This window comes from Micromonospora sp. NPDC051006 (assembly GCF_044456245.1).
Classification (GTDB): domain Bacteria; phylum Actinomycetota; class Actinomycetes; order Mycobacteriales; family Micromonosporaceae; genus Micromonospora.
Genome location: NZ_JBITFP010000003.1, coordinates 194,274 through 218,826, shown reverse-complemented (window position 1 = coordinate 218,826; position 24,553 = coordinate 194,274). Strand labels below are relative to the sequence as shown.

Annotated in this window: 16 protein-coding genes; 5 read left to right on the top strand and 11 right to left on the bottom strand. The window is 72.8% G+C overall.

Features of this window, described 5'->3' with window-relative positions; genetic code table 11:
• Positions 1-34: 34 nt before the first annotated feature.
• Entirely contained in the window at positions 35-1,381 is a 1,347-nt protein-coding gene (locus ACIBBA_RS07330) for a phosphatidylserine/phosphatidylglycerophosphate/cardiolipin synthase family protein (protein WP_396694676.1), read from the bottom strand.
• Positions 1,382-1,609: 228 nt separating this feature from the next.
• Positions 1,610-2,383, bottom strand: coding sequence for a PPOX class F420-dependent oxidoreductase (locus ACIBBA_RS07325; RefSeq protein ID WP_396694674.1), 774 nt, complete (start codon positions 2,381-2,383; stop codon positions 1,610-1,612).
• Between the two features lie 137 nt (positions 2,384-2,520).
• Between ACIBBA_RS07325 and ACIBBA_RS07320 the strand changes: the two genes are divergently transcribed.
• Positions 2,521-2,958, top strand: coding sequence for a VOC family protein (locus tag ACIBBA_RS07320; protein WP_396694672.1), 438 nt, complete (start codon positions 2,521-2,523; stop codon positions 2,956-2,958).
• 46 nt (positions 2,959-3,004) lie between these two features.
• On the opposite strand, the gene ACIBBA_RS07315 is transcribed toward ACIBBA_RS07320, so the two are convergent.
• Both ACIBBA_RS07315 and ACIBBA_RS07310 read right to left on the bottom strand, forming a co-directional pair.
• On the bottom strand, positions 3,005-4,285 hold the full coding sequence (locus ACIBBA_RS07315; protein WP_396694670.1) for a hypothetical protein: 1,281 nt from the start codon (positions 4,283-4,285) through the stop codon (positions 3,005-3,007).
• A gap of 118 nt (positions 4,286-4,403) precedes the next feature.
• The gene (locus ACIBBA_RS07310; protein WP_396694668.1) at positions 4,404-4,889 is read right to left on the bottom strand and encodes a hypothetical protein; all 486 of its coding nucleotides are present in this window, start codon (positions 4,887-4,889) and stop codon (positions 4,404-4,406) included.
• Between the two features lie 200 nt (positions 4,890-5,089).
• On the opposite strand from ACIBBA_RS07310, the gene ACIBBA_RS07305 reads away from it, so the two are divergent.
• The gene (locus ACIBBA_RS07305) at positions 5,090-5,662 is read left to right on the top strand and encodes a hypothetical protein (protein ID WP_396694666.1); all 573 of its coding nucleotides are present in this window, start codon (positions 5,090-5,092) and stop codon (positions 5,660-5,662) included.
• Positions 5,663-5,775: 113 nt separating this feature from the next.
• Here ACIBBA_RS07305 and ACIBBA_RS07300 read toward each other — a convergent pair whose 3' ends face one another.
• Positions 5,776-6,915, bottom strand: a complete 1,140-nt coding sequence (locus ACIBBA_RS07300) for a hypothetical protein (RefSeq protein WP_396694664.1) — start codon at positions 6,913-6,915, stop codon at positions 5,776-5,778.
• 457 nt (positions 6,916-7,372) lie between these two features.
• Between ACIBBA_RS07300 and ACIBBA_RS07295 the strand changes: the two genes are divergently transcribed.
• Positions 7,373-9,649: a helix-turn-helix domain-containing protein gene (locus tag ACIBBA_RS07295; protein ID WP_396694662.1), complete on the top strand. Its 2,277-nt coding sequence runs from the start codon at positions 7,373-7,375 to the stop codon at positions 9,647-9,649.
• A gap of 60 nt (positions 9,650-9,709) precedes the next feature.
• Here the strand turns inward: ACIBBA_RS07295 and ACIBBA_RS07290 are convergent, their stop codons facing one another.
• From ACIBBA_RS07290 to ACIBBA_RS07280, 3 genes are all read right to left on the bottom strand, one after another.
• Positions 9,710-12,952 (bottom strand): S8 family serine peptidase, encoded by a 3,243-nt coding sequence (locus ACIBBA_RS07290; protein ID WP_396694660.1) that lies wholly within the window; start codon positions 12,950-12,952, stop codon positions 9,710-9,712.
• A gap of 541 nt (positions 12,953-13,493) precedes the next feature.
• Complete coding sequence (locus tag ACIBBA_RS07285; protein ID WP_396694658.1) at positions 13,494-15,866, bottom strand: acylase; 2,373 nt, start codon at positions 15,864-15,866, stop codon at positions 13,494-13,496.
• Positions 15,867-15,992: 126 nt separating this feature from the next.
• Positions 15,993-17,159, bottom strand: coding sequence for a hypothetical protein (locus ACIBBA_RS07280; protein ID WP_396694656.1), 1,167 nt, complete (start codon positions 17,157-17,159; stop codon positions 15,993-15,995).
• A 419-nt stretch (positions 17,160-17,578) separates the two neighbouring features.
• On the opposite strand from ACIBBA_RS07280, the gene ACIBBA_RS07275 reads away from it, so the two are divergent.
• Positions 17,579-19,141: a gluconokinase gene (locus ACIBBA_RS07275; protein ID WP_396694654.1), complete on the top strand. Its 1,563-nt coding sequence runs from the start codon at positions 17,579-17,581 to the stop codon at positions 19,139-19,141.
• A 132-nt stretch (positions 19,142-19,273) separates the two neighbouring features.
• Here the strand turns inward: ACIBBA_RS07275 and ACIBBA_RS07270 are convergent, their stop codons facing one another.
• Positions 19,274-19,558 carry a putative quinol monooxygenase gene (locus tag ACIBBA_RS07270; RefSeq protein WP_396694652.1) on the bottom strand — a complete coding sequence of 95 codons (285 nt, stop codon included), beginning with the start codon at positions 19,556-19,558 and terminating at the stop codon, positions 19,274-19,276.
• Between the two features lie 134 nt (positions 19,559-19,692).
• On the opposite strand from ACIBBA_RS07270, the gene ACIBBA_RS07265 reads away from it, so the two are divergent.
• A complete protein-coding gene (locus ACIBBA_RS07265; RefSeq protein ID WP_396694650.1) occupies positions 19,693-20,961 on the top strand; it encodes a serine hydrolase in 1,269 nt (422 codons plus the stop codon).
• A gap of 54 nt (positions 20,962-21,015) precedes the next feature.
• On the opposite strand, the gene ACIBBA_RS07260 is transcribed toward ACIBBA_RS07265, so the two are convergent.
• Together ACIBBA_RS07260 and ACIBBA_RS07255 are read right to left on the bottom strand one after the other, a co-directional pair.
• Positions 21,016-21,774 carry a MerR family transcriptional regulator gene (locus ACIBBA_RS07260; RefSeq protein ID WP_396694648.1) on the bottom strand — a complete coding sequence of 253 codons (759 nt, stop codon included), beginning with the start codon at positions 21,772-21,774 and terminating at the stop codon, positions 21,016-21,018.
• A gap of 50 nt (positions 21,775-21,824) precedes the next feature.
• Entirely contained in the window at positions 21,825-24,182 is a 2,358-nt protein-coding gene (locus ACIBBA_RS07255; protein ID WP_396694646.1) for a putative bifunctional diguanylate cyclase/phosphodiesterase, read from the bottom strand.
• Positions 24,183-24,553 lie beyond the last annotated feature (371 nt).

The window sequence follows — 24,553 nt, the reverse complement described above, 5'->3', positions numbered from 1 at the left end:
CACCCCGGATGGCGGGGTGTGGCCGGCCTGGTCGCTACTCGACGTCGGCGGTGTCCGAGGCGGCAGCCGCGGCGTTCGCGGGCGGCGTCCACGGCAGGCACGTGCCGTAGTGCGAGTCGAAGCGCTGCTGGAACGGCACGTTCAGCGGGTGGTTGCGCAGCGCCAGGATGTTCTCGTCGTTCTGCCGCAGCGCGCGGTAGGTCAGGTTGTGGCTGCCCACGTAGAGCGTGGACTGGGCGCCACGCCGCACGATCATGAACTTCTCGTGCATGGGTACGCCGCCGGCTGCGGTGTAGCCGCACAGGTGCACCGGCATCGCCCGGGCGAGGTCCACCAGTGCCCGCATCGGGGCGCCCGCGTCGTGCGGCCGGCCCGAGGTGGCGCCGGTGACGATCCTGACCTGGCAGCCCCGACTCCGGGCGGCCTTCAGTTCCGTCACCACCGCGGCACGCTGGATCCGGAAGTTGGCCAGGTCGATGCGGGTCCCGCCGGAGCAGTTCGTCGCCTTCAGCAGGCTGACGACCGGGTCGTTGCTGGCGCCGCCCGGCTTACGCCCGGCCGCCTCCCGGCGGGGGAAGGTGTAGACGCGGTGGTCGCCGACGGCCGTCGTGCTGCCCAGGTTGGGGTTGTTCCGCCCCGAGTTGCCATAGCGCATCAGGTCGTTGAAGTAGCTCAGGTAGGCCGCGTAGAGGCCGGCGTTGCTGATGGTGATGGCGTTCTCGTACGCGCGGTAGTAATCCAGATTGGCCGACGCGACGTAGAGGACGTTGCGGGCCGTGCCGCCGCCGAGAAGTTGCACGCTGGAGATGGTCATGAACTTGTTGTGCATCAGAGGTGGGTTGGTCAGCGGCGTCGCACCGGTGCGGCTGGTCGCGCAGCCGCGGGTCGACTGCTTGTCGGGTCGCCGCTCGCCGCACTCCACCAGCGTGATGGCCGGGATCGCCTTCAGCGCGTTGTAGTGGGCGGTGCCGACCTGGCTGCCGTTGATGACGATCCGCACCCGAACGCCCCGCTCGGCGGCACCGCGCAGGGCAGTGACGATCTCCGGGCGGTTGAAGAAGTAGAGGGTGAGCGAGAGCGTCGCCCCGGTCGGCGCGGCGTTGATCAGCCGGGCCACGTGTGCCACGACTCCGCCGTGCATGTCGGCGTCGGTCTTGTTGTTGAACCAGGCGTAGTTGCGGACCTCTGAGGCGGCGATGGGCACCACCGCCGCGGCGGCGGCCGGTGCGCCAGCCTCGGTGCTGGCCGCGCTGGCCGGGGTCACCGCCATCGACAGCGACGTCACCGCGACGGCCGCCACGGCGAGGCCGCGCAGCAGCGGTGTCCTTCTCCTTCGGGCGGTGCTGTTTCCTGCCGTTCTCCCCAGCGACTCGTACTGCATCGGACAGTCCTTCCCCGTGCTCCTGGCCGGCGGCTGGCCCCCGTCAGCGTGTGGTGCCGCCACCGGTGCTCCTGATCGGGCATCGGCGCGGGCCGCACAAGCCAGCCGTCGGTCGGTGGGTGGTCGGGCGAGGTGCGTTGCGGTGCACCTTCCCGGGCTGACGTCCACGCTGCCAGGTGGCGGTGGAAGCGCTGTGGAAGGAGCGTGCAGGGACGGGTCGGCCGGCGGTCACTCGAGGCGCAGCTCGAAGTGCACGGTCCGGCCGCTCCTGCGCCGGGCGAGCCGGTGCGTCAGCGGCACCAGCACCCCGTGCAGCAGCGGGTACTTGCGGCGCAGCGCCCGCCGCGCGGTGGCGTACTCGTCACCGGTCAGTTGGCGGGCGGTGGCCCGCACGGCCGGGCCGGTGGGCGTGCCGCGCCCGGTGGCGGCGGCCACGGTGACGGCGGGGTTCCGCTGGATCCGCCGGGTCTTCCAGGCCCGCTCGTAGCTGCGCACGTAGGCGCGTTCGCCGCGGACGGCGATGCTGACCGGGGTGGCGACCGGGGTGCCGTCGCGGCGGAACGTGGTGAGCGCGATGGTCTTCTGCCGGCTGAACGGCGCCCACTGCGGCGAGCTGGCCGGCTCCACCGGGCCGAGGATCCAGCCCAGCTCGCGCCACCGCTCGACCAGGGCCACGGCGGCGAGCACCGACGAGACTCCGATGATCACCGTCTGCCCGGTGGCGCCGCCGAGGTTCCGGTCGGCGACGTGCACCACCGTGTGCGCGATGCTGCCGACCAGATATCCGGCCAGGGCCACGGTGAACCCGTCGGCCCAGATGATGGCCAGCAGCAGGGTCACCCCGATGCCGAGCTGGAACGCGCCGATGTCATGCACGAAGTGCCGGTGCGGTGGGAAGTTGACGGCCGAGGCGAATGCGGACGGTGCGAGCAGCGCGAGCACTCCGGCCGCGACGGCGAGCAGGCCGAGCAGACCGGTGACGGCCCGGATCGTATGTCTCATGCCAGCGGGACGCCGCAGCGTCCGGCGGTGTGACGCGTGTCGTTCCACGTCACACCCGGCCTTCGTCCGCGACCCGGCCGGCGACAGCGTCGGGGCCGGCTGCCACGCTCGGCGTGACCGGCGGTTAGGTTACGTGGATGGAGCAGCGGATCAGTCTGGTCACCCTCGGCGTCGCCGACCTGCCGCGCGCCCGGGCCTTCTACGAACGGTTGGGCTGGCGCGGCCAGGAGGTCGAGGAGACCGTCTTCTTCCAGGCCGGCGCCCTGGCGCTGGTGCTGTGGGGGCGAGACAAGCTGGCCGCCGACGCCGGCATCGACGACCCAGGGGGCGGCGGCTTCGGCGGGATGACGTTGGCGCAGAACGTCCGGACCCGCGGCGAGGTCGACGAACTGATGGCGGCGGCGAACGCGGCGGGGGCCGAGGTGACCCGGCCGGCCACCGAGACGTTCTACGGCGGCTACGCGGGCTGCTTCGCCGACCCGGACGGCCATGTCTGGGAGATCGCCTGGAACCCCAGCATCCCGCTCGGCGCGGACGGCAGCCTCACCCTCCCCGACTTCGGAACCACCGACTGACCGGCGCGGCAACGGGCCGGCACGGCACCAGCGCGGCCGGGAATCCTCAGCCGTCGGTGGGTGGGCAGAGGAGCCGGTCCAGCAGCGGGAGCTTGAGCGGGTCCAGGCAGAGGGTGAGCAGCTGGGCGTCCGGCGACGGCGGCGGTGTCGTCGGCGCGGGCGCCGTGGTCAGTGGCGGGCTGCTCGGGGCGGGGGCCGTGGTCGTCGGCGCCCCGGTGGGGGCCGGCGGAGCCACCACGGTGGGCGGTGCCGGTGCGGTGGGCGGTGCCGGTGCGGCGCTCGGCCCGGCGACCGCGCCGGGGCGGGACGCCGCGCCGGGCGGCGGGGCCACCGGCGGGACGGTCGGCTCCGACCCGGCCGGCTCGGCCGGCGCGTCGACGGCGATCGACGGCCCGACCGGGGCGGTTCCAGGCGGGGGTGTGGCCGGGACGGGCCAGACCGGCTGGGGCACCAGGTCCGGGATGAGGGCGCCGATCCCGCCCGGTTCGTCGGTGTTCACGGCGACGTCGCCCGCCCCGATCCGGTACGTCGGGCCGTCCTGCTCCGAGCCGTACGCGCCGGCGCTCAGCGTGGCGAAGGCCAGCGCGGCGACGGCGGCGGCGGTCGCCCGTCGCTCGGGTCGTAGGGCGCTCAGCGGCGCCTGGTGCGGTTGAGCCGGTGGTGGCGGCGCGGGCTGGTCGAGCTGGTGGGCCGCGGTGAGCGTGTCGAGTTCCGCGGTGACGTCGGCGCGTCTGCCGTCGGCGGCGGCGACCGCGAGGGTGAGGTAGAAGCGGGTGTTCGCCGCGGTGTTCGCCGGCACCAGCAGCCCGGCGAGCCGGCCCGGGTCGGCGGTGTGCAGCAGGGTCAGTGGCACGTCGGGGTGGTGGGCGGGGCCGGTCAGGTCCGCGTACCGCCATTCGCGCCGGCGCTCGCGGCCGGCGAAGGCGACGCGGTGGTTGGTGACCACGGCGATGCCGGCGTCGACGACCCGCAGGCCCCGGGGTAGCGCCCGGCCGGTCGTGCCGGGGGGTCCGACGGTCAGCGCCGGCGCGGGCAGTCCGGGTACGTGCCGGGCGACGGCCTCGACCAGCTCGGCGGTGGGCAGGACCCGATAGATGAGTTCGTCATCGTCGAGCGTCACCGGCAGCCCGGTGCGGGGCTGGGTGCAGCCGAGGAAACTCTCGGCCTCGATCCGCTGCCGGGTCAGCTCGTCGGCGCGGCGACGCCACTGGTCGACGTCGGCGAGGTGGCCGCGCCGGCGTCGCTCGTTCTCGCGGTCCGCCCACGCGGTCCGCCAGCCGGGGCCGGCCGTGGCCAGGGCAACTGTGCCGGGTGATGTGGTGGTCACACGCGGTACAACAGCTCGCGTTCGTGACAGGACACGCGCGAGGGATCGATGCTTCCCTTTGTTCCCGATAAGAGAGAATTGGCCTGCGCCGATCTGTCCCGATCCGCCCGGACCGCGACTAGGAGATCACCCGCTGGGGGTACGCCTCGACCTCCCGGGACCACTGCTCCGCGGCCATGGCCAGGGCGTCGGTCGAGAGGGTCAGCGGCAGTCGGTACACCGCGCTCAGCGGCCGGCGCATCCACGGCGGCAGCGACTCGTAGGAGAACTCGACCGTCAGCTCCACCCGCCGTCGCCGGATGACCCGGGTGCGGAACGCCAGGTTCGGCTCGATGAAGCGCAGCACCGCCGGCAACATGGACGGGTCTGCCGCCAGATCGGCCTGCAACCGCAGCCAGTCGGCCAGCATCCCGGCCTCGGCGGTGGTCAGGCAGGGATCGCAGCGGGACCAGGCCTGTCCGTCGGCGGTACGTGCATCCGCCTCGATCAGCAGCCAGTCGTCCCAATCCGCCGCCTCGTCGGGATCGACCGGCGGCTCGACGCCCGGCTGGTAGCCGACCGGCCGGATCCGCAGCCGTGCGCCATCGTCGGAGCGTATCTCCATCTTCCCATCATCTCGGACAAAAAGGATTAACCGGGCGGGAATCGGGCGCACAGTGAGCTGATCGTGGCCCACGGCCCGAGGCGACGTCACCCGGTAAATCCGACGTCCGGTCGGCCCCGAGTCGCTCGGGGGTGGCGGATCCGGGTGGGCTGCGGGGAGACCCCGATGGCAGGCCGCCGGCCGACTGCCAGGCTGGAGAAATGATCGCCACCGATGCCCGGGCCGCCGGGCCGAGCCTTCCCGCGGTACGGATGGTCGCCGTCGCCGCCCCGGCGCTGCTCCTGCTCTACGGCATCTGCCGGCTCGTCGACGGCCTCGACGGCGACCACGGGCCGGGCTGGGCCTGGAACATCGGCCACAGCCTCTTCTTCGTCTCGATCGCCCTCTTCGCGGTCCTCGCGGTGCAGCTGCGGCGGATGCTGCTGGCCATCACGCCCCGCCGGCGAGCGCTCACCGACGCGGCAACGGCGGCGACGCTGCTCGGCGCGGCGGCCTTCCTCTGGGTGATCCTCGGTGACCTCTTCGCCGGGTTCGCCGACGCGGCGCCGCTGCCGGATCCGCTCTTCCTGATCGGGCCGCTGCTGTTCCAACTCGGCCTGCTGACGCTGCTCGTCCGGGCCGCCACCGTCCGGCCGCGCCGGCTGCCGCGCTGGTCTCCGCCTCTGGTCCTGCTCGGCTTCGTCGCGCTCGCCGTCAACCTCGACCTGCTGCCGGTCGGCGGCGCGCTCATCCTCGCCGGCCTGCTCCCGCTACGACCCGACACCCTGCGGTGAGGGCCGGCAACGACGGCCGGCACCGACATCCGGCGGTGAGGGCCGGCAAGGACAGCCTTCACCGCCACCGCGCGGTGTGGGCCGACGACGACGGCCGGTGGCGGTGGCGAAGGTCAGGTCCAGACGGTGCGGCGTACGCCCCGGTGCTCGGCGCAGGCGTCCCGGCGGCCACCGGTCAGGCTGAGCGCGCCGTCGCGGCACTGCACCAGGTAGCCCCGGCCGGCCCAGAACTCCTGGGCGCAGTCGAAGTGGTCGCAGGTCTCGGCGGCCGGCTTACGGATCCGGTTGCCGCCGCAGTAGTCGTACCCCATCGGGTTGGCCGGGGCCCCGCAGCGCTGCTCGGCGCTCGGCGTCGGCGACGGCGTGGTGGTGCGCTTCGGCTTCGGCTTGGCCGGCGCGGGCGTCGGGGCCGCCGGATGGATCAGCGCCGGGACGCCGCTGGGGCTGGACGCGGGGGTGGCCGCGGCGGCCCGCTCGCCGGCCGGATCGGACGGGCCGGATTCGATCAGCGCGGCGGGCACCAGCAGCGCGACGGCCGCGGCGACCGCGACGGTACGTCGGCCGCCGGGCACCAGCGCGGAGATCCGAGCCTGCCCCGGGGTGGCGACCGCCGGCCGGAACGGCTTCAGCTGGGCGTGTTCGGCGATCAGTTCGTCGAGTTGGGCGAGCACCGCGCCGCGCTGCTCGATCGCGTCGGCGAACGCCAGGGTCAGCATGAACCGGAAGTCGGCCGCCGCGTCGGCGGGCAGCAGCAGCCCGGAGGTGCGACGCCGGTCCAGCACCTGGATCAGGGTGACCGGCGCGGCCGGGTCGTGGGCCAGCCCGGTCATCTTCCCGTACGCCCAGTCGCGCCGGCCGCGTCCGCCGAGCAGGACCAGTCGGCGGCTGGTGATCACGGCCATTCCGGCGTCGGTGACCCGGACCCCGTCCGGGCGGCGCGGGCGCAACGGCGTGGCCTCCGGATGGACGGTCAGGTCCGGCGCGGGAAGCACCGCGGTGTGCCGCACCTCGACCAGTTGCGCGGCGGGCAGCACCCAGAGCACCGCCTCGTCCGGGGCGAGCTCCAGCGGGAGGCCGGAGCCGGCTGCCGGGGAGCCCTGGAAGTCGGCGGCGCGGGCGCGTAGCCGACGCAGGTCGTCGTCGCGCCGCCGCCAGGCGCTGTCGGCGCTGCGGAACGTCCGGTGTCGGCGCTCGTTCTGCCGGTGCGCCCACCGGTACCGCCATGTGGAACCCGTCGAATCAGTCCTTGCCACGCCGACTCCTTCGCCGCGCAGGCCACCAACCGGGGTATCACTCGGGTTAACTCCGGCGGCGTGCGGCGCGGACACGCCGCACTGGACGAATCATCCGATCAGCTGACCAATTCGGACCGTAAGATGGTTATATTGCCGAAGCTCGCGTTTCAACGCTGGCTGCTCGACCCCCTACCGCCCGGCTGCCGCCCTCCGCTGGCTGCCAACGACACCGGTCGGCGAGTCTGAACGCGCCGGGTCCACCCCTCGGGCGCCTGCTCGTCGGGGGTGCCGCCCGACTCGCGAGACATGGCATGATCGTCGACATGCTGCAGGTGATGGGCTCGCCTGCCACGGTGCAGGTGACCCGTGGCCGCAAGGCGCTCCCCTTGCTGACCTGATGGTCCCCCTCGGTGGCCGCTCGCCGCGTCAGGCCGGCACGCAGGCCGATGTCCCACCGGTTCAGCCCGGCGGCCCGATGACCGCACAAAACCAGTTCGGCCTGCTGCTGCGACGGCATCGCAGCGACGCCGGCTTGACGATCGAGGAACTGTCCGCGGCGTCGGGGGTCAGTGTCCGGGCAATCAGTGACATGGAACGCGGGCGGAGCCACGTGCCGCAGCGTCGTACCGTCGAGGCCCTGGTACGAGGGTTGGGACTGCCGGAGAGCGCCGCCACCGCGCTGCGGGAGGCCGCCCGCGCCGGCCGTCGCGCCGCACGGCCCGCACCGGCGTTGGCGCCGCCGCGCACCGTCGCCGATTTCACCGGCCGGGACAGCGAGTTGCGCTGGTTGGGCGGCCTCGTCGCCCGCAGCGCCGAACCCTCCGACCGGCCGGCAGCACCGGTCGTCGCGGTCGTGTCCGGGCAGCCCGGCCTGGGCAAGACCGCGCTCATGCTGCAGGCCGCGACCCGGTACGCCGAATCCTTCCCCGACGGTGTGCTCTTCCTCGACCTGCGCGGCCTGGACGCCGACCCGCCACGCCCGGCCGACCTGCTGCTGCGCCTGCTGATCGCGCTCGGTGTGGAAGAGAACCGGGTGCCCGACGACGAGCACGATCGCAGTGCCCAGTACCGGGCTCTGCTGCGCGAACGGCGCAGCCTGCTGTTGCTCGACAACGCCGCCGACGAGACGCAGGTACGGCCGCTGCTGCCCGGCGCCGGGACCACGACGACGATCATCACCAGCCGTCGGGCCCTGGCCGGCCTGGAGGCGGTCGACCGGCTCGTGTTGCCGGCCCTGCCTAGGGGTGAGGCCCTCGCGCTGTTGCAGCGGATCATCGGGCCGGACCGGGCCGCCACCGAGCCGGACACGACGCTGCTCGGCCTCGCCAGCGCCTGCGGCAACCTGCCGCTGGCACTGCGCATCGCCGGTAACCGTCTGCTGAGCCGCCCGGACTGGAGCGTCGACTACCTGGTACGCCGGCTGGCCGGCCAGGACGACCGGCTCGACCTCCTGGTCGCCGGCGACCTGCAGATCGCGGCGCCGTTCATGCTCTCCTACCGGCAGCTGTCCGCCGCTGCCGCCCGTACGTTCCGGCGGCTGTCTCTGCTGCCAGGCCCCGACGGTGGGCTGGACCTGGCCGCCCAGGTAGCCGGCTTGACCACCCGCGAGACGGAGGTGGCCCTGGAGGAGCTGGTCGAACTCGGGCTGCTGCAGCCGGCCACCGACGGTCGCTACCGGTTCCACGATCTCATCAGGTTGTTCGCCCGGACACGCCTGGCGGTGGAGGAGACGGCGGAGGAGCGACGGCACGCCGAGGACCGGATGGTCACCTGGTTGCTCGGCGCCGCGGTCGCCGCGGGGCGCTGGTTCGAGCCGGAGTACGCGGGTGAGACCGGTGGCGGCGCCCCGGCCTCGGCCGAGGAGGCCAGCCGCTGGATCGAGCAGGAGAGTCTGAACTGGCTCGGCGCGCTGCGGGTGGCCTTCGCCGCGGGTCGGCACGCCGAGGTGATGGCGGTCGCGGACGCCATGCACTGGTTCTCCGACCGGCGGACGCACTGGGAGCACTGGCTGGAGGTGTTCCAGCTGTCGGCGGCCTCGGCCGAGGCGCTCGGCGACGCCCGCGGCCAAGCCGTCCATCTGAACTACGTTTCGTGGGCTTACACCGCCTGCTCCAGGCGGCCGGACCTGGCTGAGGCAGCGGCGCGGGAGGCGCTGCGGCTGGCCGGCATTGTGGGGGACCTCAGTCAGCAGGGGTGGTCTTGGAACTACCTCGGAGCGGCGGCCAGGCGCCGCGGCGACGCCACCCAGGCGCAGGCGGCGGCCCGGCAGGCGCTGCCGATGTTCGACGGCGCCGCGGACTGGGACGGCTACTCGCAGGCGCTGTCGCTGCTGGCCGGCAGCCTTGCCCAGGCCGGCAGGCACCGGGACGCCATCGAGCAGTACCGGCGGCTGGAGGAGCTCCTGGCCGACCCGCGCCGGGCACCCTCCCCACTGGTCAGCGGCGTGACCGCCGGACACCTTCACTTGAACGTCGGCCTGAGCCTGCTGGCGATGCGACGGTGGGCCCCGGCCGCGGCCACGTTCCGAGTGGCGCTGCCCATAGTGCAACGCTCAGGGGTGCCGCAGAGCGAGGCGCGGTGCCGGCTCGGGCTGGGTACCGCCCTCATCCGGTTGGGTCGGGTGGAGGAGGCCCGGGTGCAGTTGCGGCGCGTCGTACGCCTCGCCCGCCAGGTCGGGCCGGTGGATCTGGTGGATCAGGCCCTTGGCCGGCTCGCCGAACTCGACTCGCCAGCCGGCCGCCGAGTCTCCTGAGCGTGGGGGGGGGGGGGGGGGCCCCCCCGCCCCCCCCCCCCCCCCCCACGCCCGCACCGTCTACCTGAGCTGGTACGCCCGGTAAACGGTGGTGGTTGCCGTGTTCCCCTTGCTGTCGACGGCGGTGGCGCGCAGCGACACGAAGCCCGACGTGTTCCTCGGGTGGGACACCGTTGCGCTGTACTGCCCGCGCTTCTCAGCCGTCGGCACCGCCTTCCAGGTGCGGCCGTCGTCGAACGACACGGACATCGTCGCCGAGGTCACCCGACCCGCGGTCGCCTGTTGGGCGAACGTCAGGGGGATGGTCAGCGTACTGCCCGCCCGGGCACTGTTGTCCAGTGCCAGCGCCGGCCGGAACCCGATCGAGGTGAGTGGCAGCGCGCCCTCCTGGTCGGCGGAGGTGGTGAACGTCCACTCCGTCTCCATCCGGCGGGACAGCCGGTACGGGTCAGGCAGGTCGAACGCGTACCGCATCTGGTAGGTGGTCGGCTCGGCGGCCACGTCCCAGTTGCCGTACAGGTAGTCGAACGTGCCCAGCACCGTGTCGCCCGTCTGCAGGGTGAGCTGGTGGTTGGTCATCTGGTACGGCAGACCCACATGCCCGTCCCCGTCGGCGTAACCGTTGAAGGCCGCCCGCACGGTGTTGCCCTGGCGCACGACGACCGGCGAGCCGGGATATACCGGAGACAGGGTCGTGTTGAGCGCCGCGCCGTTCCAGCGCTCGGTGTAGTCGCGGCGCGGCCGGTAGTCGGAGTTCTGCGTCTGCGCCAGGTCGAGAATCCACAGGTCGCCCGCCACAGTCTTCTCGATGACGTCGGATCGCCACTGCACCTCGCCGCTGTAGTACTCCGTCCGCCGTCCTGGCGTCGCTACCGGCGGCAGTTCGCTGGTCAACATGTACCCGCCGGCGAGATCCGGGTCGGGGGTGCTGTTGCTGCGCCGGGCCGACACGCCGGTCGCATTCTGCGCATACTCGGCGTGAACGGTGGCCAGTTCGCGCCGCGAGACGTGCTCGACCAGGCCGGTGATGAAGGAGCCCCTGACCCGCCAGCCCAGCTGGTAGACGTCCGGTGCACTGCCCTTCTTGACGGGGCCCTGGAAGACCGCGTGCACCTCCGTGGTCACGCCCGGCAGACCGGTCGGACCGACATCCGCGGTGAGGATCGTGTCCAGCTCACCGGAGACGCCGGCGTACGTCAGGATCGGATCGGCCGTGCGCTGCACCAGCACCGAGGCGTCGTACGACCGCGCCTTGGCGTCCGGGACGGTGATGTCGAGCGGCCGCGCCCTGCGCGCGTCGAGCACCACCTCCTGGTCCCCGTCGGCGACGACCTTGTTGTTGGTGAGCAGTGCGACGGTGCCGTCGGAGTTCTCGATGTACGCCGAGACGTTCCACGAGCTGTTCAGCGGCACCCGCACCGACTGGCTGGGCGCGTAGAACGTGTAACTGACGTAGTTCTCAGGGTCGGGGTTGACCATCTCGATCATCACTGTGCCGGGTGCGGCACCGTCCTTGCCGATGGCGGAGATCTTCACACCCGCCGCCGGCTCCTCGTGGTAGACGCTAAACGGCGTCTGCACCTTGACGTCGCCGCCGGTGGCCACCAACCGACCGCTGTAGAGGCCGTACGAGGTGCTGGCCCGCTCGTCCACGGTGACCTGGACGGTCGCGTCACCGCCGGCCGGAACGGTCAGCGTCGTCGCGCTCAGCGTCAGCAGTCCCTCCGGCGCGTTACCGTCCAGCGCCAGGTCCAGCGTCACCGGCTGGTCGCCGCGGTTGTGGTAGGTCATGCTCCGCGCGGTGGGTTCCTCGGTGTGCGGCCACTCGAGCACCCCGATGCTCAGTGACGCCGGGGTGGCGGTGACCGGCTGGCTCAACGCCTTGGCCACGTTCACGAAGCCGGCGCCCTGCGCGAAGACGTCGTACGCCGAATTCGGCGACGCCGTCGACATCAGCGCCTCCTTGACCTGCGTGGCCTTCCAGTCCGGGTGGGCCTGGGCCAGCAAGGCGGCGGCGCCGGCCACGTGCGGTGACGCCATGGAGGTGCCGGTGGCGGCGAAGTAGTTCCCCGCCGGCAGGTGGCTGAGGGCGCTCGGCGACCGCGCGGCGGTGATCTCGGTGCCCGGTGCCCCGATGTCCGGCTTGACGCCGAAGTCACCGATCCGAGGGCCGCGCAGCGACGACCAGTTCACCTCGCCGGCCTTGTCGAAGTTCGCCACCGACAGCGCCGCGTCCGCGGTCGACGGCGACCCGACCTGGAACTGCCAGCCGTTGTAGTTGCCCGCGGCGATGACGAACAGGGTGCCGTACTCGGCGGTCAGGTCGTTGACCGCCTGCTCCAGCGGGTCGACGCCGATCGCGTCGACCGTGCCGAGGCTCATGTTGACGATGTCGGCGCCGGACTCGGCCGCCCACTGCATACCGGCCAGGATGGCCGAGTCGGAGCAACTGCCGTTGCCTTGCACGTTCCAACAGACCTTGCCGTCCAGCAGCGACGCGCCCGGTGCCACGCCCTTGTACTTGCCGTCCGAAGCGGCGCCGCTGCCCGCGATCGTCGACGACACGTGCGTGCCGTGCCCGTTGAGGTCCACGCCGGTCTCGTTCTCGGGGACGAAGTTGTGCCGCGCCACCACCTTTCCGGCGAGGTCGGGGTGGCTGTCGTCGATGCCGCTGTCGAGGACGGCGACCTTCACCCCGGTGCCGTCGTACCCGGCCTCCCAGGCGGTCGGCGCGCCGATCATCGGCACACTGACATCCAAGGTGGATTTCCGGATGCCGTCGAGCCAGATCTTCCCGCGGGTCAGCGAGGTCCGGGTGGTCTGCCAGGTCTTCGCCAAATCGGTGAGCGGCACCTTGGTGCCGAAGCCGTCGATCGCGTCCAGCTCGGGCCCGGTGGACAGGCCCCGCACGGCGGTCGCGTCGGAGACCACCAGCGGCAGGAACGCGAGCTCGTCGAAGCGGTACTCGAGCAGGGCGCTGACGTTGAACAGCCGCTCGTCGAGCCGGTCCGCCTTCAGCAGCGGGATGGCGTCGGACGGGATGACGTAGTCGGCCTTGTCCCGCTGGAGGCGTACGAAGTGGACGCCGTCACGCGGAGTGACGCTCACCTCCTTGCCACGGACGGTGACCTGGTCGCCGGTGAACAGGGTCAGCTTCCGCGCGGGCTCCGACTTGGCGGCCACCGAAGCCGCCGGAGCCGGCGCCGCCCCGGTGGGGTCGGCGGTGGCGGGCGTGACTCCGACGAGTAGCGTCGCCAGCGTGGCACCCAGGGTGCCGTACGCCAGAAGACGGCGTTGTCGCATGGGGGTTTTCTCCACTTCGGTCCGTTGATCGGCGTGATTGCGCGATCCGTCTACGCGGGTGTTCGGAATGAATTCATCCGCACGTTTCGTAGCTGCGGCACTGGGGTGCCGCAATGGTTTCGCCGGAGGTGGCAGCGGCCGGCATCGACGGCGTTAGCGCAGCTAGAGGCCATGATCTGCGAAGAGGCTTGTGACATTCGTCGCGCCGCCAGGCGCATTTTCCGCAGGAACTTCTGCCTGTCGTTCTGCCGGAGGCCAAGGCCCCACCCAGGCGCAGTCCCACCAGGGCGCCGCACCATCGTGATCCCGCCGCGCGGGTAGCCAGCTGACATGACCAGAGCCATGAGGTTGCGGCTTATTGGGCCGCCGCGGGACTGGAACGTGTTCGCTGCTCTGCTCGCCGACGACGTGGACGGCGAGAGCAGTCGGGGCAACAGGTCTGCGGCCGGGACGCGTACGTCCAGTTCGACCTGGAGGAGCCTTCCTACGACTGGCACATCCGTCCCGCCGGGGCTTGACCGCCCCGGCGGGACGGACGCGGTCAGCGGCGACCCTCGCCCACCCGGTAGGTGCGCAGGTTCGGGTCGGCCTTGATCTGCGCCTCGGTGTACTTGACGGTGTCCCAGCCCTTGCCGGAGTAGAGCGCGGTCTGGTCGGCGTACCAGGGGGAGTTCGGGTTGGTGGACTGGGAGTAGGTCAGGATCTGCCGCCCGGACGGCCCGTGCGGGCCCAACTCGACGGCCATCACGAAGGACGAGCCGTGCACCACCTTCGGGTAGCCGACGCCGGGCACCAGGTTGTTGACGATCATGTTGAAGATGCCGGCTTCGGCGCGTCCGCCGTGGATCGGGATGCGCCGGTCGCCGCGCGGTTCGGTCTGCACGTCGCCGAGCCGGGCGTCGAGCGGGACGCCGGCGAGGCGCTGCACGGCGTCGGCGAGCGCGGTGCGGACCCTCGGGTCGGCGCTGGCGAGCCGGCGCGGGGTGCGCACCGGGTCGGTCACCGCGAAGGTGTCGGCGAAGCGCAGCCCGCCGGCCAGGACGAACTCGGTGAACAGGTGCGCGCCGCGGCTGTCCAGATCGACGTGCAGGTCCCAGCGGGCCAGCGCGGCGCAGGCGGCGCGCAGGTCGACGGTCGCGCCGTTGGTGGCGGTGCCGGTGGGCTGCGCGGTGCAGAGCGCGACCAGGTCGTCGCGGACCAGTTCGCCGCCGTACGCCCGGTTGCCGAACACGGTCTGCCACAGCCGGTCGGCGGTGAACCCGCGACCGGGAAGCCCGTCGGTGCCGGCCAGGCGCTGCTGCACCTGGTCGAGGCCGAGCCGGGTCCGCAGGCTGCGCGGGGTCCGTTCGTCGCCGATGATCCGCGAGTAGCCCTCCAGCGGGGCCTGCGGGTTGGCCAGCCAGTAGCTGTCGTTGGAGTTGGTGACGTAGTCGGCGCGGATGCGCACCGGCAGGTTCGCCGGGCCGAGGATGCCCGGCACCGCGGCGTCCGGGTCGGCGCCGAGCGCGCACGCCGACCGAGAGCCGTCCAGGACGGCCTGACCGCTGCTGGCGTAGAGCGGCTGGAACGCGGCGGGGATGCAGGCGGCGGCGAGGGCGTCGGTCACCCGGGGCACCACCGAGTGGTCGGCGTAGAGCGCCTCGCCGCGGGCGTCGGCGGCGATCACGTTGACCCAGGGCAGGAACTGGTAGCGGTCGAGCACCCGCTTCAACTCGCGCACCGTCCCGGCGCGGCCCATCTGCAGCCAGCCGTCGAAGGCCCGGTTGTTGGTGGCGTTGACGTCGGTGATGGCGTACGCGCTGCCGGTGGTCCAGTCGAAGGTGCCGGGCACCACCACGACCGGCCCGAAGTGGGTGTCGTGGAAGGTCCGGCTGACCGGCACCGTGCCGCCGTTCGGGCCGGGCACCTGGACGGTGACCGTGCGGGTGGTCATCTTCCGTGCCCTGCCGTCGACGTAATAGGAGGTGGGGTCGCCGGGCACCAGCGCGAGGCGGTGCCAGACGAACCGGCGGGCGGTGGAGACGGTGTGGCTCCAGGCGAGAGTGCGGTTGTGCCCGATCTCGACGATCGGGTCGCCGATCAGCGCGGCGCCCTCCACGTCGTAGCGGCCGGGCACCTTGAGGTGCATCCGGTAGAAGCGCTCCGCACCGTCCCAGGGGAAGTGCGGGTTGGCCAGCACCATCCCGCCCCGGTCGGCGGTCGCCGCCTCGCCCAGCCCGTACGCGTTGCTGCCCACCCCGGCGGGGGCGCCGTCGGAGGCGGCGAGCACCGCGGCCGCGCCGGGGGCGTCCTGCGCGGCGGCCGGGCCGGTGGCAGTGGGCGGGGCGGCGGCGACGATCCCGTCGAGCACCGCCCGCGAGCCGGCCCGGACCATGCTGGCCCAGGTGGTACGCCAGATGTCCAGTTCGGTCAGCGGGCGTACCCACGGCTTGGCCCGGCACGCCGGGTCGGTGAGCTTCGCCGCCCCGGTGCGGCGCAGGAAGGAGTTGTAGCCGGCGACGAAGCCGCGGATCTGGTCACGGACGTCGTCGGACGGGGAGTGCACGCCGTCACGGCGGCCGTCGAGCAGCCGCTGCACCGTCCGGTCGTCGATGGCCTTGCGGAAAAACAGGTCGCTGCGCACGTTCGCGTCGGTCGGGCCGGTGGCCCCGAAGTAGCGGGACCGCTCGGCGTTGACCGTCACCACCTTCTCGGCGATGACGCAGAGGTTGTCCTCGGCCTGCACGTATCCGACGCCGAAGCCGAGGCTGGCGAAGTTCGTGGCGGTGATGTGCGGAACACCGTAGGACGCTCGGCGGATCTCGGCCGAGTAGCCGCGGTCGCGCTGGTGCGCGCCGGCCGGGGCCGCACCGAGCCCGGCCACGACCAGCCCCAGGGCGGTCACCGCCGCGCCGAGGCGTGCTGATGCTTTCACCGCGTCCTCCCCCCGTCGCGTCCCCCGGACGCCGTCGACCGAGGGACATTCACGTTGATCGGCATTCTCGTCGCCGTCACGGCGCCCCGTACACCCCTGGTGCGCCGACCGTCCTGCCCGGTGCGGTCAACGGCCGGCGGGCGGCGTGGCGCGGCGGATGCGGGCGGCCGCCATCGCCCACGCCTGCGCCTCGTCGACCAGGCAGCCGGCGAGCAGCTCGCGGCCCCGGGCGCGGACGGCGAGGGCGTCGGGGTGGCCCGGCAGCCACTGCTCGGCGTCCCCGATGGTCAACTCGGCCCGCCGGCCGGGCAGCGGCGTCGCCCCGGGTGGCAGGCCGCCGAGCCGGTCGAGGTGCCCGGCGGAGAGGACCTGGTACCACATGGCGTCGGGGATGAGCCTGTCCGCGAGCATCTCCACCCCGGGCCGCCGGGTCACCGGCTTCCCGTCGCTCGCAAGCCGCTGCGACCACTGTGGCGTGGCCACCCGACGGCTGTCCGGCTCGGCGTCAACTCCGGCCCAGACCAGCAATCCGCTGCACGTGTGGAGCTTGTCGCGCAGCCGGTGCATCGGCCCGGCCAGATCGCCGGCGTCGGCAGGGCCGGCGCGGTCCGGCGCGACGGTGAACGCCGCCGCCGGTAGCACGTCGTGGTAACCGCCGACGGTCGCGGCCACCAGCCGGTCGGTGAGGTCGCCGGCGAGCAGAGTCATCGTGATCGCCGTGGGCAGGGTGCCCAGTACGGCGGCGGTGGCCGAGCCGGCCCCCTCGGCGGTGAGCGGAACCCGCACGCCGAGCACGACGGCGCTCAGCTCGTCCGCGGGCCCGCGCTCGGCGTGCAACCAGTCGAGCGCCACGCCCAGCAGGGGCGGGGGCAGCTGGCACGGGGCGTCGCCGAACGGCGCGCCGAGCGGCCCGCGCAGGTAGGCCCGGGCGGACAGGCCGAACTCCTCGATGTCGTGGCTCGGGCCGCGCCGGGCCACCGAGATCAGCGCGTCCCGTACACCGGCATCACGCAGTTGCCGGGCCAGCAGCTCCGGTATGGCGAGGACATGCTCAGCGGGGAGTGGGCCGAGGTCGACCACGAGAAGCTGCCCGCCGGGCAGGGCGATCGGTGACGAGACGAAAGCCGGGCCCACCGGCTCCCCGCCGGCTCCCGTCGCTTCGAGCCGGAGCAGGGCCTGCCGGAGCGCGGCCATCGCGACGGGGACACCGGCGTCGTCCGAACGGACCTCGATCGTCAGGCTGTGCTGCTCGCGCAGAGTTTCATCGATATCCAGCACTACGACGACCGCCATGTGTCCCCCAATAGTGGCGCAGCCGCGGCTCTGCGGCAGTCCCATTCCTGAACTGCGCTTCGCACGTCGACCGGGAATGGGGAAAGTTCGATTTATGTATGTCTATTGACAACGGAAGGGATCCGTCGGGGATCATATTGACGTCGCAGTTTTCCGGGGGGCCCTGCCAGGCGCGCTGCGCTCCAAACTGGCCCATCTGTCTCAATGGCGCGAATACGCGCAGCATGAGATAGCACGGTCCACATTCCGCGATGTAACAATCTCGGGGAGATCGGCGCTAATTGCGAATCCGGCGACCGTCGCCGCATTTCTCTCAACCCTTCGGCGACCGCCGAGGCCCGTGATCGCCGTACGGGGTGCCGGCTGTCTCGGTAACGTCACCCGCAGCCGGGTGGTGGCCCGCCGTCCGGCGCAAGGGGGTGAGCGTCGTGGCCGGCTCGGGCGGATCCCGCGACGTGGTGGTCGGCGTCGACATCGGCACCACCAGCACCAAGGCGGTCGCCTACGACACACGGGGCCGCCAGCTCGCCACCCACTCCGTCGGCTATCCCCTCGACGAGCCGCAACCCGGGTACGCCGAGCAGGACCCGCAGCGGATCCTCGACGCGGTGCTGGAGTCGATCCGGGTGACCGTCGCCGAGCTGGACCGCCCGGTCGCCGGGCTCTCGTTCGGCAGCGCGATGCACAGCCTGATCGGCCTCGACGCCGACGGCAACCCCATCACCCCGTCGGTCACCTGGGCCGACTCCCGTTCCAGCCGGCAGGCCGAGCGGCTGCGCGCCGTACCGTCCGGTCTGGCCCTGCACCGCCGCACGGGCACGCCGGTGCACCCGATGGCCCCGCTGCCGAAGCTGCTCTGGTTCGCCGAGCAGGAACCGAAGCTCTTCGAACGGGTCTCGCACTGGGTGGGCATCAAGGACTGGGTGCTCCTGCGGCTCTGCGAGGTGCTGGTCACCGACCACTCGCTCGCCTCGGCCACCGGCCTGATGGACATCCAGCGGCTGGAGTGGGACACCGAGGCGCTGGCCGTCGCCGGCATCACCGAGGAGCAGTTGCCGCAGCTCGTGGCCACCACCACCGTGCTGTCCGGCCTCACCACCGAGGCCGCCACGGCCACCGGCCTGCCCGAGCGCATCCCGGTGGTGGTCGGCGCCGGCGACGGCCCGCTGGCCAACCTCGGGCTCGGCGCGGTGCATCCCGGCATGGTGGCCTGCTCGATCGGCACCAGCGGCGCGATGCGGGTGATGGTCGAGCGCCCCAACGTGGACCCGCTCGGCGGGGTGTTCTGCTACGCGCTGACCGAGGACCGTTGGGTGGTCGGTGGCGCGATCAACAACGGCGGCATCGTGCTGCACTGGGCCGGCAACGCGCTCGCACCGGAGCTCGGTGAGCACGCCGAGCCGGAGCTGCTGGCGCTGGCCGCCCGCGCTCCGGTCGGCTCGGGCGGGCTGATCATGCTGCCGTACCTGCTGAGCGAGCGCGCGCCGCACTGGAGCGCGCTGCCCCGCGGCGCGTACGTGGGGTTGACCCACGGGCACCGCCGCGAGCACCTGATCCGGGCCGCGCTGGAGGGGGTCTGCCAGCAGCTGGCGGTGGTGCTCGCCTCGGTCCGCTCCGCCGGTAACGAGGTCCGGGAGATCCGGGCCAGCGGCGGGTTCGCCCGCAGCGGACTGTGGCGGCAGATGCTCGCCGACGTGCTCGGCGTTCCGGTGAGCTTCCCGGGCGGCCACGAGGGCTCCAGCTTCGGCGCCGCGGTGCTCGGCATGCAGGCCCTCGGCCTGATCACCTCCATCGACGTGGCCTACGACCTGGTCCACATCGAGGAGACCATCCGACCCGACCCGGCGGCCGCCGCCACCTACGCCACGCTCCTGCCGCTCTTCGCCGAGCTGTACGACGCGCTGGTGCCCACCTTCACCTCACTGCGCCGCCTGGCCCCGAACCTCCCCCCGGAACCGACACCGACCCCACCCCCCATGTAACGGCCGGGGGCCCAGAGGCCCTCGACCGCCCCAGGCTCGCGTCGATCATGGAGTTGTGGTGCCTCACCAAAGGCGCGAACACCCACACAACGCCCACCACAAGTGCATGATCGACGGGCGCGGCACCGGGGGCTACGGGGCCTCGACGGCGGAGATGAGGTAACGGTGGACCTCGGCACCGAGGATCGCCACGGTCTGCTCCTCGGCCGGGCCGGCGCCACGGAAGGCCAGCAGCTGCTCCTCGGATTCCCACCGCTCGTAGACGTTGATCCGCCCCGGCTCGACCGGGTCGGGGCTGATCGCGAAGTCGATGCAGCCGGGCGCGGATCGGGCCTGGCGCACGGTGTCCAGGCAGCTGGCCAGGTAGGCGTCCCGCCCGGCGGAGTCGACGTAGAGACTGCCGGCGACGATGAGCACTGTGGACCTCCGGTGGTGTCGATGACTCCGGGAATGATCCCGCGTGCCGGCGGTCCCGCGCCGCCGCCGCACCCGGACGGGTGACGCCCTCGTCGGATGCACCACCCGCCCCGCCCGCTTCTTATCGTACAAACGTGAAGAAAACCGACAAGAAGCGCTCATCTTCCCGGCGGTCGGCGCGCCGCGCACCCCCATTCCAGCTGGCCGCCGCGGGCGTCGCGCTCGCGCTGCTGGCCGCCGGGCCGGCCGCGGCCGACGGCGGCGGACCCGAGCCCACCGCGCCGCGACCGCCGGCCAGCACCCTCGCCTGGCTGGCCTTCCCCGGCGGGGTCTTCTCCGTCGACAGCGAGACGCGCACCGTGCGCTACCGGGCCTGCGACGGCGACACCGGCCGGGTCGCCGACCCGGAGATGCGCGTCGACGGCCGGCTGGCCAGCGGCGAGGTCACCGTCGACGGTACGACCTACGCCTACGACGTCCCGCTGGTCGGCCGCACCCGCGGCATCGTCGAGGTGACCCGGCCCGACGCCGAGCCGCAGGGGCTGGTCGGCGACGTGGTCACCGAGCCGCAACCGCCCACCGACCCGATCGCCGGCCGCCGGCTGCTCCCGCTCGCCGGGCAGCTCCAGCAGGTCGTGGATGCTTCCACCGCCAACCCGGCCGGGGCGACCGTCCGCGACCTCTCCGGTCGCTACGGCGACCAGCAGATCGCGGTGAACGGCACGCTCCGCCCGAAGGCGGCCAGCGTGATCAAGCTGTGGATCCTGGTCGAACTGCTGCGCCGGGTGGACTGCGGCCAGGTGTCGCTGGACGACGGGGTGCTGGTCACCCCGGCTCAGGTGGTCGACGGCACCGGCGAGCTGCAGTACGAGGACTTCCCGCAGGTGGTCACCCTGTACCGGCTCGCCCAATACATGATCAAGTTCAGCGACAACACGGCGGCGAACGTGCTGATCGACTACCTGGGCGGCTTCGCTCCGGTCAACGCGCTGATCGACTCGATGAACCAGCGGGAGACCGTGCTGGCCCGCAAGATGCTCGACACCGAGGCCGCGATGCGTGGCGAGGAGAACTACACCAGCCCGGACGACGTGGTGGCGCTGCTCGGCGCGGTCTGGGACGCGCAGATCCTCAGCCCGGACACCCGCGACCTGATGATCGGCTTCATGGCCGAGCAGACCCTCAACACCAAGATCCCGGCGGCGTTGCCGCCCGGCGTGCCGGTGGCGCACAAGACCGGCGACCTACCGGACGCCTCGCACGACGTCGGCTACTACCTGATCCCCGGCTCGCAGGTCGCGGTCGCCTTCCTCACCTCCGGCCCGATGGCTAGCGGCGACGAGACCGTCCGCCGGCTGGCCCGCACCGTCTACGACTACCTGGTCGAGCCGGTCGAGGAGTGAGGCCGAACGGGCCGCGCCCCGCGCCGGGGCGCGGCCCGTTCCGCCTGGAACCCGTCAGGCGCGGGTGATCGCGTTGGCGTGGATCGCCTCGTGCAGGTACGCCGCCAGCCCGGGCGCCAGGTTCTCGTAGTGCGCGGTGAACCGCTCGTCGGCCAGGTACATGTCGGCCAGACCGGTGTGGATCTCGTACGAGCACTCGTAGAACCAGCGGCCGATGATCTGCCGGTGCTCCTCGGCCAGCTCCATCGCCGCCGGTCCGTCCGCCGGCGCGCCGGTGGACATCAGCGCGACGATGCGCCGTCCCCAGTCCTCGTTCTCCTCCTTGATCCGCAGCCAGTCCTCCTTGCCGTAGCGCGACGCCCGCCGGTTCGACTCCCGGTACGCGTCGCTGCCGCCCCACCGCTGCTCCGCCTCCTCGGCGTGCGCGTCCGGGTCGAAGTCCCCGAAGACCTCGAACCGCTCCTCCGGGGTAAGCCGGATGTTCATCTTGCTCGCCTCCATCGCGAATTCGATCGCCGTGACCATCTCCTGCAACCGCTTGATCCGGACCGTCAGCAGCTCGTGCTGGCGGCGCAGGTGCGCCGCCGGGTCGGCCGCCGGCTCGTCGAGGATCGCGGCGATCTCTTCCAACGGGAACCCCAGCTCCCGGTAGTAGCGGATGAGCTGCAACCGCTCCAGGTCCGCGTCGTCGTAGCGGCGGTAGCCGGCCGCCGTACGCCCGCTCGGCGAGAGCAACCCGATCTCGTCGTAGTGGTGCAGCGCCCGTACCGTCACGCCGGCGACCTTCGCCACCTGGCCCACCGTGTACGCCATGGCTTCCCTCCCTTCCGGAAACCAGGCTCGCGCCTGCCGTTACGTGAGGGTCAAGCCCGATTCTGGCCCACCGCGGCGGCCCGATCCGGCCGTCCGTACAGGTAGCCCTGCCCGCGCGGGCAGCCGATCGCGGCGACCGCCGCGTGCTGCCGCTCGGTCTCCACCCCCTCGGCCACCACCGACAGGTCGAACGCGCCGGCGAGCCGTGTCACCATTTCGACCGTGGCGTACGCCCGGTCGTCGTCCGAGTCGAGCCGGGCCACGAACGAGCGGTCGATCTTCAGCTCGGTGGCCGGGATGCGGTGCAGGTAGCTCAGCGACGAGTAGCCGGTGCCGAAGTCGTCGATGGCGATCCGGATGCCCAGCTCACGCAGCTGGCGCAGCCGGTCCAGCACCGCCTCGCTCCCCTCGATCAACGCCGACTCGGTCAGCTCCAGGGTGAGCGCCCGAGGGGCCAGCCCGGCGGCGGCGGTGGCCGCGGTGACCGTGGCGATCAGATCCGGCCGGCGCAGGTGCGCGGCCGCGATGTTCACCGCCACGGTGGCCTGCGGCGCCCGGTCCCGCCAGGTCGCCGCGGCCCGGCACGCCTCGTGGATGACCCAGCGGTCGATCGGCAGGATCAGCCCGGTCTCCTCGGCCAGCGGCAGGAACCGGGCCGGGGGCAACACCCCGAGTCGCGGGTGCCGCCAGCGCACCAGCGCCTCCGCGCTGCGCACCGCACCACCGGCCAGGTCGACGATCGGCTGGTACTCCAGGTGCAGTTGCTCCTCGTCCACCGCCCGGCGCAGGTCGGCGATCAGCTCCGCCCGGGACACCGCCGACTCCCGCAGCGCCGGCGTGCAGGTCCGGTACGCGGACTTCCCGGCCGCCTTGGCCGCGTACATGGCGATGTCGGCGTCGCGCAGCAGGTCGGTGTGCGACGCGTGCTGCGGCCCGTACTCGGCGATGCCGATGCTCGCCGACGGGTGCACCCCGACGTCCTCCTCCCCGTCGGAGGGTTGCAGCGCGTCCAGCAGCCGCTCGGCCAACCGCTCCGGCGGCACCGGCCGCCCGCGCTCCACCAGCACCGCGAACTCGTCGCCGCCGAGCCGGGCGATGGTGCCGTCGCCGTCGACCGCGGCCTGCATCCGGGCCGCCAGCCCGGTCAGCAGGGTGTCACCGGTGGCGTGCCCGAACCGGTCGTTGACCTGTTTGAACCCGTCCAGGTCGAGCAGCAGCACGGCCACCGGCCCGTCGTCGCGCAGCGCCCGGCGCAGCCGCCGGTTGAACATCAGCCGGTTCGGCAGCCCGGTGAGCTGGTCGGTGTACGCGAGCCGGCGCAGCCGGGCCGCCAGCCACAGGTTCTCGTTCGCGGCCAGCCCCTGCCGTAGCGCGAGCGCGGCGAGCAGCGTCATCATAACCACGAAGATCAGCTTCGGGGTCTGCCCGGACGGCTGGCGGGCCAGCATCACGGCCACGATCGCCCCGCCGACCGGCAGGTACGGCAGCGCCACCCGCCACCACGGCTGCAACGGCGGCTCGGCCGTCTCCTCGGCGTCCGGGCACTCCTGTGGCGGCGGATACCGGGTGGCGGCGGCGATCAGCAGGTAGCTGATCGGCCAGCAGACGTCGATCGGGTGACCGGAGAAGTAGTCGCCGCGCGCGGCGAGCGACACGTAGGCGGCGTCGGCGAGCGCCCGGGTGGCGAGGCTGGCCGCGATGATGGTCATCGGCCGCCACAGCGGCCGGGCCGGGCCGGCCACCGCCACCAGGATGGTCAGCTGCATCAGGTCGAGCATCGGGTAGAGCAGCCCGAGGGTGCGGACCGGATCGGCCAGGTCGGCCGCGGCGACGTTGCGGAACACCAGCACCCACCCGATCGGGACCAGCGCCAACCCGACGATCACCCCGTCCAGCAGGGTGCGGGCCCGGCCAACCGCGGTACGCGGGGCGGAGAGCGAGCAGAGCAGCGCGGCGGTGCCGGTGAGGATGCCGGCGGTGAAGACCGCGCCGATCAGCGGGGTGTGCGGCAGCTCGTCACCGACGAGCCGCTGCACCGTCCAGAGTGCTCGGCCGAGCGCGGCCAGCGCCATGGTGGCGGCCAGCAGGACCCAGAACCGGCGCAGCGCGGCCGGGTGCCGGTGGGCGACGCCCAGGCAGACGACCGCCGCCCAGCCGGCCACCAGCAGCGCACCGAGGTCGCTGACCAGGGCGGCGCCGGGCAGCGCCGCCACCAGCCAGACCGCCTCGAGCAGCACGACACCGCAGGCGGCGAGCAGGCCGAGGCGACCGGCCCGGGTCGCTACGACGGTCGTCGCCTCCGATTCAGCCGATGCCGGACGCTGCGGTGGCGCTCCGATCGGCGACTGGCCGGTGGGGGGCGGGGCGGCGCGCGTCGAGGCGGCCTGCTTCACGTCCTGCGGCGGCACGGTCGCTCCGGCTCCCTCTCGTGCGGGCACCTCGACGGACGGACCGGTCCCCGGCAAACCTGGAGAGCGTAGCCAGCGCCCGGGTGCCCTCGCCAGGGCCGACCGGCGCGTTACGGGCGCTCCGGGCGGTCGCGTCCCCGACACTGCGGCGCGAGCACACGGCCCTACCGGTCCCGGGCGCGGCACTCCCCTGCGGACGGTCCCGGCTGGCGCCTGATCCGACGCTGCCGCCGGGACAGCCGCCGCTGCGGCCGCCGTGCGCTGACCGCGTGCCGGCGCGGAGCCCGGCCGCCCCCGGCGGGTCCAGCTGGGGCCCAGTCGAACTGCCCCATATTTGGGACAGCCGATTTCATGCTGCCCCCGACCCGCCA

Bases quoted from the DNA above. Each gene is read 5' to 3' on its own strand.
- ACIBBA_RS07320 (WP_396694672.1), top strand. From the start codon at position 2,521: ATGGAGCAGCGGATCAGTCTGGTCACCCTCGGCGTCGCCGACCTGCCG.
- ACIBBA_RS07290 (WP_396694660.1), bottom strand. From the start codon at position 12,952: ATGCGACAACGCCGTCTTCTGGCGTACGGCACCCTGGGTGCCACGCTG.
- ACIBBA_RS07325 (WP_396694674.1), bottom strand. From the start codon at position 2,383: ATGAGACATACGATCCGGGCCGTCACCGGTCTGCTCGGCCTGCTCGCC.
- ACIBBA_RS07330 (WP_396694676.1), bottom strand. From the start codon at position 1,381: ATGCAGTACGAGTCGCTGGGGAGAACGGCAGGAAACAGCACCGCCCGA.
- ACIBBA_RS07305 (WP_396694666.1), top strand. From the start codon at position 5,090: ATGATCGCCACCGATGCCCGGGCCGCCGGGCCGAGCCTTCCCGCGGTA.
- ACIBBA_RS07260 (WP_396694648.1), bottom strand. From the start codon at position 21,774: ATGGCGTACACGGTGGGCCAGGTGGCGAAGGTCGCCGGCGTGACGGTA.
- ACIBBA_RS07295 (WP_396694662.1), top strand. From the start codon at position 7,373: ATGACCGCACAAAACCAGTTCGGCCTGCTGCTGCGACGGCATCGCAGC.
- ACIBBA_RS07310 (WP_396694668.1), bottom strand. From the start codon at position 4,889: ATGGAGATACGCTCCGACGATGGCGCACGGCTGCGGATCCGGCCGGTC.
- ACIBBA_RS07280 (WP_396694656.1), bottom strand. From the start codon at position 17,159: ATGGCGGTCGTCGTAGTGCTGGATATCGATGAAACTCTGCGCGAGCAG.